A 5,186-nucleotide genomic window follows, 5' to 3' on the forward strand; every position below is an offset into this window, starting at 1 on the left:
AAAAAAAAAGAAACCACCCTCTCCTAGGAGGGTGATTCCTTATAAAATTATCGATTCAATAAACTTCCTACATATTTAAGCAATTCATTCGCGGAGCTGGAATTGTAACCGTGTTCATCCACAAGTGTTGCAACCACTTCGTTGATCTTCTTAAGCTGTTGCTCATCCGGTGTTTTCGTAGATGTCGTGATCTTCACAACATCTTTCAAATCTGCAAACAGTTTCTTCTGAATCGCTTCACGCAGACGCTCGTGGGACTGGTAATCAAATTTCTTGCCTTTACGAGCATAGGCGGAAATTCTGATTAAGATTTCTTCACGGAAAGCTTTCTTCGCATTTTCAGATACACCGATTTGTTCTTCAATGGAGCGCATGAGACGCTCATCTGGATTTAATTCCTCGCCAGTCAGTGGATCTCTTAATTTTGCTTTATTGCAATACGCTTCCACATTATCTAAATAATTGTCCATGAGTGTGACCGCAGACTCTTCATAAGAGTAGACAAAAGCTTTCTGAACTTCTTTCTTCGCAATTTCATCGTATTCTTTTCTCGCTAGTGAGATAAAGTCAAGGTACCGATCTTTATCTTCATTAGAAATGGAAGCATGACTGCCTAACCCATCTTTAAGAGATCGAAGTACATCAAGCGCGTTAATCGATGTCAGTTCTTTTTTGATAATCGTTGATGAGATACGGTTGATGACGTAACGCGGATCAATACCGCTCATTCCTTCATCGGAGTGCTCTTTCTTTAACTCCTCCACATCAACATCACTGAAGCCTTCCAGGATTTCTCCATCATATAAGCGCATTTTCTTCAGTACATCAACGGATGCTTTCTTCGATTCTTTTAATCGAGTGAGAATCGTGAACATCGCCGCCACTTTAAGTGTATGAGGAGCAATGTGAACATCACGGATATCGCTTTCACGAATCATCTTTTCATAGATTCGTTCCTCTTGACTTACTTTCAAGTTGTAAGGCACAGGCATCACAATCATACGCGAATGCAAAGCTTCATTTTTCTTATTGGCAATGAAGGAACGGTACTCTGCTTCGTTCGTGTGCGCAATAATCAATTCATCAGCGGAAATGAGTGCAAAACGTCCTGCTTTGAAATTTCCTTCCTGCGTCAAACTTAGTAAGTGCCAGAGGAATTTCTCATCACACTTCAGCATTTCTTGAAATTCCATCACTCCACGGTTCGCCTTGTTCAGCTCACCATCGAATCGGTACGCTCGAGGATCAGACTCTGAACCATATTGAGCGATCGTTGAGAAGTCGATGGAACCGGTCAAATCGGCAATATCCTGGGACTTAGGATCCGAAGGACTGAAGGTACCAATGCCTGTACGCTTATCCTCTGAGAAAAAGATACGCTCTACTAGAACATCCTCAATACGTCCACCGTACTCAGTCTCTACTCGCATCGTATTCAGCGGTGACAAGCTGCCTTCAATGCGAATGCCATATTCTTCTTGGAACTCTTTTCTTAAGTGCTGCGGAATCAGATGCAGCGGATCTTCATGCATTGGACAACCTTTAATGGCAAAAACCGCTCCCTGATCTGTATGAGAAAACTTCTCTAAACCTCGTTTCAACAGATTTACAAGCGTTGACTTACCACCACTAACCGGCCCCATCAATAACAAAATACGCTTACGAACATCCAGTCTTCTTGCCGCCGGATGGAAATATTCTTCTACAAGCTTTTCCATCGCGTCATCTAATCCATAGATATCCTGATCGAAAAACTTATACCTCTTATGATCGTGTTCTTCAACCACACCCGCTGTCTTTATCATATTATAAACGCGGGAATGTGCCGATTGAGCTAAATACGGACGCTCTTTCAAAAGCTCTAAGTATTCTGCGAATGTACCTTCCCACTTTAACTCTTCTTCGTGTTCCCGGTGGTCTTGTATCTTTTTTAAAATGTCCACTTATTAGAGACCTCCCCCGTCCTAACAGACGAAATTTAATATATCCTATGCTTAATTTAGGGGAAACATGTGTAATTAAGAAAAGTGTAGAGGGATTGATAGCCCTGAAACGCATAAGCAAAACTACAGCGTGGCGTCTTTTGCCACGAAGTAGGATTGCTTATGACGCGAAGGCGTATTCCTCGCAACTAGACAACAAAAGAAATGCGGAAGCGATGTTCAACTAAGTACGGCACGTCCTGTGCCAACATTGAACTGATCCTTCTCCAAGGCCCCTCGACAAGCATAAGACAAGCAATTGTAGCGGGCTGAATCTTGCCCGAAAAAATTGCTTGTCTTATGACCTTGAGCAGAAGATATCTGTCCTATTATGAAAAAAGGTACCACCAATAAAAAAGACTGATCCATTAAGATCAGTCTTCTCCATAATCCTTTTCTTCCTGGAACCTCTTCCTCTTAGCCAGACCCATTACGAGAAAAGATATAAATAAAAATATATTCAACCAGCGGAAATCATCATAGAAAATAGCTAGAACGGCCCATATTGCAGCACTTATTAAGAAAAGGATACTAGAAATCAAAGTCTGACTCATTATGAACCCCTCCTATGTACTATTGTATCTCAAATCAGGAGTTTCTTAGTACTTTTTTTATATTTAATAAACATGTACCACCTTTCCTTTAATACTAGAAAAAGGGGTCTCCATCCGCATTCGTTACTATACCCTTCTTTTTGTAAAACTCACAGGCAATAAAGGCAGCTTGCAATTTTTGACACAGTATGGGACCCTTGTTAGAATTGGTTTGAATATTTTAGTTAGATAAAGTACTTTAGGACAGAAAGAAGGATTGCAAATGGAAACATGGTACTTTGTCGATTCTGGTCATTGCACGCCAGCGATTAATATGGCGCTGGATGAAGCATTAATGAAATGGCATCGTCAAGGAAATATACCACCTGTGCTTCGATTTTACGGCTGGGCCCCAGCAGGTCTGTCCGTTGGATATTTTCAAAAAGTAAATGGAAAAATTGACTTAGAGGGTATAAAACGACATGGTTATGAGCTTGTCCGTCGACAAACTGGAGGACGGGCTGTTCTGCATGATAAGGAACTCACATATAGTGTCATTGTTTCAGAAGATCACCCTGCTATGCCTGCCTCTGTAAAAGAAGCTTATCTAGTTATTTCCAAAGGATTGTTAGAAGGCTTTCGAGAATTAGGTATACAAGCAGACTTTGCCGTACCTGAAGGAAAATTAGACGTAACGAACTCTGCCGTCTGTTTTGAAGAACCTTCTTGGTATGAATTGATTGTTGAAGGTAAAAAAGCCGCTGGAAGCGCTCAAACGAGAAAGAAAGGTATCATTCTCCAGCATGGGTCCATCCCAATTGACGTGGATGATGTGAAGCTTTTCGATATGTTTATTTACAAAAATGAACGCATTAAAGAACGCGCTCGTCGTGCATTTAGCGACAAAGCTGTTGCCATCAACCAACTACTGGAACATAAAGTAACCTTTGATGATACGAAAGCTGCCTTTAAAAAAGGATTTGAAAAAGGACTAGAAGTCAACTTAGAACCTCTGGAACTTTCAGAAGCACAATGGGATGAAGTCAAACAAATCGCTAAAGACCGTTATGAAACAGACGAATGGAACTTTTCCCGATAAAAAAGGAGTGGAAAAATCATGGCTAAAAACCAAGACTACATAAGAAAGCCGGAATGGCTCAAAATTAAAATCAACACGAACAAATCCTACACTGGTCTTAAAAAGCTCATGCGTGAGAAAAAACTCAATACCGTATGTGAAGAAGCCCGTTGCCCAAACATCCACGAGTGCTGGAGTGAACGAAAAACAGCCACTTTCATGATTCTCGGAGATACATGTACACGCGGATGTCGTTTCTGTGCCGTCAAAACCGGCCTTCCAAACGAGCTTGACTGGGGCGAACCAGAACGTGTCGCTGAATCAGTAGAAATCATGGGGCTGAAGCACGTTGTTATTACAGCTGTTGCTCGTGACGATCTTAATGACGGTGGTGCAGCTGTTTTTGCTGAAACGGTTAAAGCCGTTCGACGCCGTGTTCCTGGCTGTACAGTAGAAATCCTGCCATCTGATATGAAGGGAGATTACGAAAGCCTTCACACGCTAATGAGTGGAGAGCCAGACATTTTTAATCACAACATCGAAACTGTCCGTCGCTTGACGAAAAAGGTACGTGCTCGTGCGATGTATGATCGTTCCCTTGAACTTCTAAAACGAGTGAAAGAAATTCGTCCGAATACACCAACAAAATCAAGTATCATGGTCGGTCTAGGTGAAACGAAAGAAGAAATCGTTCAGGCAATGGACGATCTTCTTGCTCACAACGTAGACATCATGACGATTGGTCAGTACTTGCAGCCAACGAAAAAACACTTAAATGTAGAGCGCTACTACCATCCGGATGAGTTTGAAGAGCTTAAACAAATCGCCATTGAGAAAGGCTTCAAACACTGTGAAGCAGGTCCAATGGTACGCTCCTCTTACCACGCAGACGAGCAAGTGAACAACACTTCTGCTCAGCGTCGTATCAAATATATGCAAGGATATGAGTCCCAAGGAAAAGAACTTGATAAGACCAACTTCTAATAAAGAGAAATAGGATACCTCGTTGTTGACGAGGTATCCTTCTTTATTTTACCAAAACCCTCCATAAGGGGGACGACCGTAAAATCCACCATAAGGAGGCCTATAATAAGGAGGATAACCTCCAGCGTAGCTCCCAGCAAATCCTCCGCCGTAGCCTCCACCATAGCCTCCGCCGAAACCACCGCCATAACCTCCGATGGCTCCACCCAGAAATCCACCAAGCAGCCCGCCTGCAAATGGTCCTAAAAAGAAGAATCTCTCATCTTCATCCCGAAACTCATCGTAATTCGAATATGGGTAATGATACGGATACTGTTCCAATTTTACTCCTCCATTTCCATCCTGGTTATACACCTACTCTTCAACGTATGTCGTTCACCTATATCCTGTATAGGCATCAGCCTTTTAACAAAGGATAAAATTAACAGGACAAACAATTCACATTGCTGTACAATTAAGGTATAATACGGGTAGCATAGCTTGTCTGGATAAAAGGAGGAACTATACATGAAATTGACTTTGATCATTCTAGTATGCGCGACGTTTCTAACATCCATCTTCACAGCAGGATATGATGAAAAAGCGGGTACACCAAGAAAATAAAAAAGT

General features: G+C 41.9%; 5 protein-coding genes. 2 read left to right on the top strand and 3 right to left on the bottom strand.

All coding sequences use genetic code 11. The features are described from left to right. Nucleotides 1–47: 47 nt before the first annotated feature. Together LD39_RS15935 and LD39_RS15940 are read right to left on the bottom strand one after the other, a co-directional pair. Nucleotides 48–1,943, bottom strand: a complete 1,896-nt coding sequence (locus LD39_RS15935; protein WP_035549569.1) for a PrkA family serine protein kinase — start codon at nt 1,941–1,943, stop codon at nt 48–50. 413 nt (nt 1,944–2,356) lie between these two features. After that, nucleotides 2,357–2,536, bottom strand: a complete 180-nt coding sequence (locus LD39_RS15940; RefSeq protein WP_035549571.1) for a hypothetical protein — start codon at nt 2,534–2,536, stop codon at nt 2,357–2,359. Nucleotides 2,537–2,792: 256 nt separating this feature from the next. Here LD39_RS15940 and LD39_RS15945 point away from each other — a divergent pair, with 256 nt between their 5' ends. Then, nucleotides 2,793–3,614 carry a biotin/lipoate A/B protein ligase family protein gene (locus tag LD39_RS15945; RefSeq protein WP_156112675.1) on the top strand — a complete coding sequence of 274 codons (822 nt, stop codon included), beginning with the start codon at nt 2,793–2,795 and terminating at the stop codon, nt 3,612–3,614. Between the two features lie 18 nt (nt 3,615–3,632). Further along, nucleotides 3,633–4,577 carry a lipoyl synthase gene (gene lipA / locus LD39_RS15950; protein ID WP_035549574.1) on the top strand — a complete coding sequence of 315 codons (945 nt, stop codon included), beginning with the start codon at nt 3,633–3,635 and terminating at the stop codon, nt 4,575–4,577. A gap of 48 nt (nt 4,578–4,625) precedes the next feature. Here the strand turns inward: lipA and LD39_RS15955 are convergent, their stop codons facing one another. Continuing rightward, nucleotides 4,626–4,898, bottom strand: coding sequence for a hypothetical protein (locus LD39_RS15955; protein ID WP_035549576.1), 273 nt, complete (start codon nt 4,896–4,898; stop codon nt 4,626–4,628). Nucleotides 4,899–5,186: the final 288 nt, after the last annotated feature.

Source organism: Halobacillus sp. BBL2006, from assembly GCF_000786645.1.
Classification (GTDB): domain Bacteria; phylum Bacillota; class Bacilli; order Bacillales; family Halobacillaceae; genus Halobacillus.

Coding starts and splice junctions, on each gene's coding strand:
- LD39_RS15940 (WP_035549571.1), bottom strand. CDS start 2,536: ATGAGTCAGACTTTGATTTCTAGTATCCTTTTCTTAATAAGTGCTGCA.
- lipA (WP_035549574.1), top strand. CDS start 3,633: ATGGCTAAAAACCAAGACTACATAAGAAAGCCGGAATGGCTCAAAATT.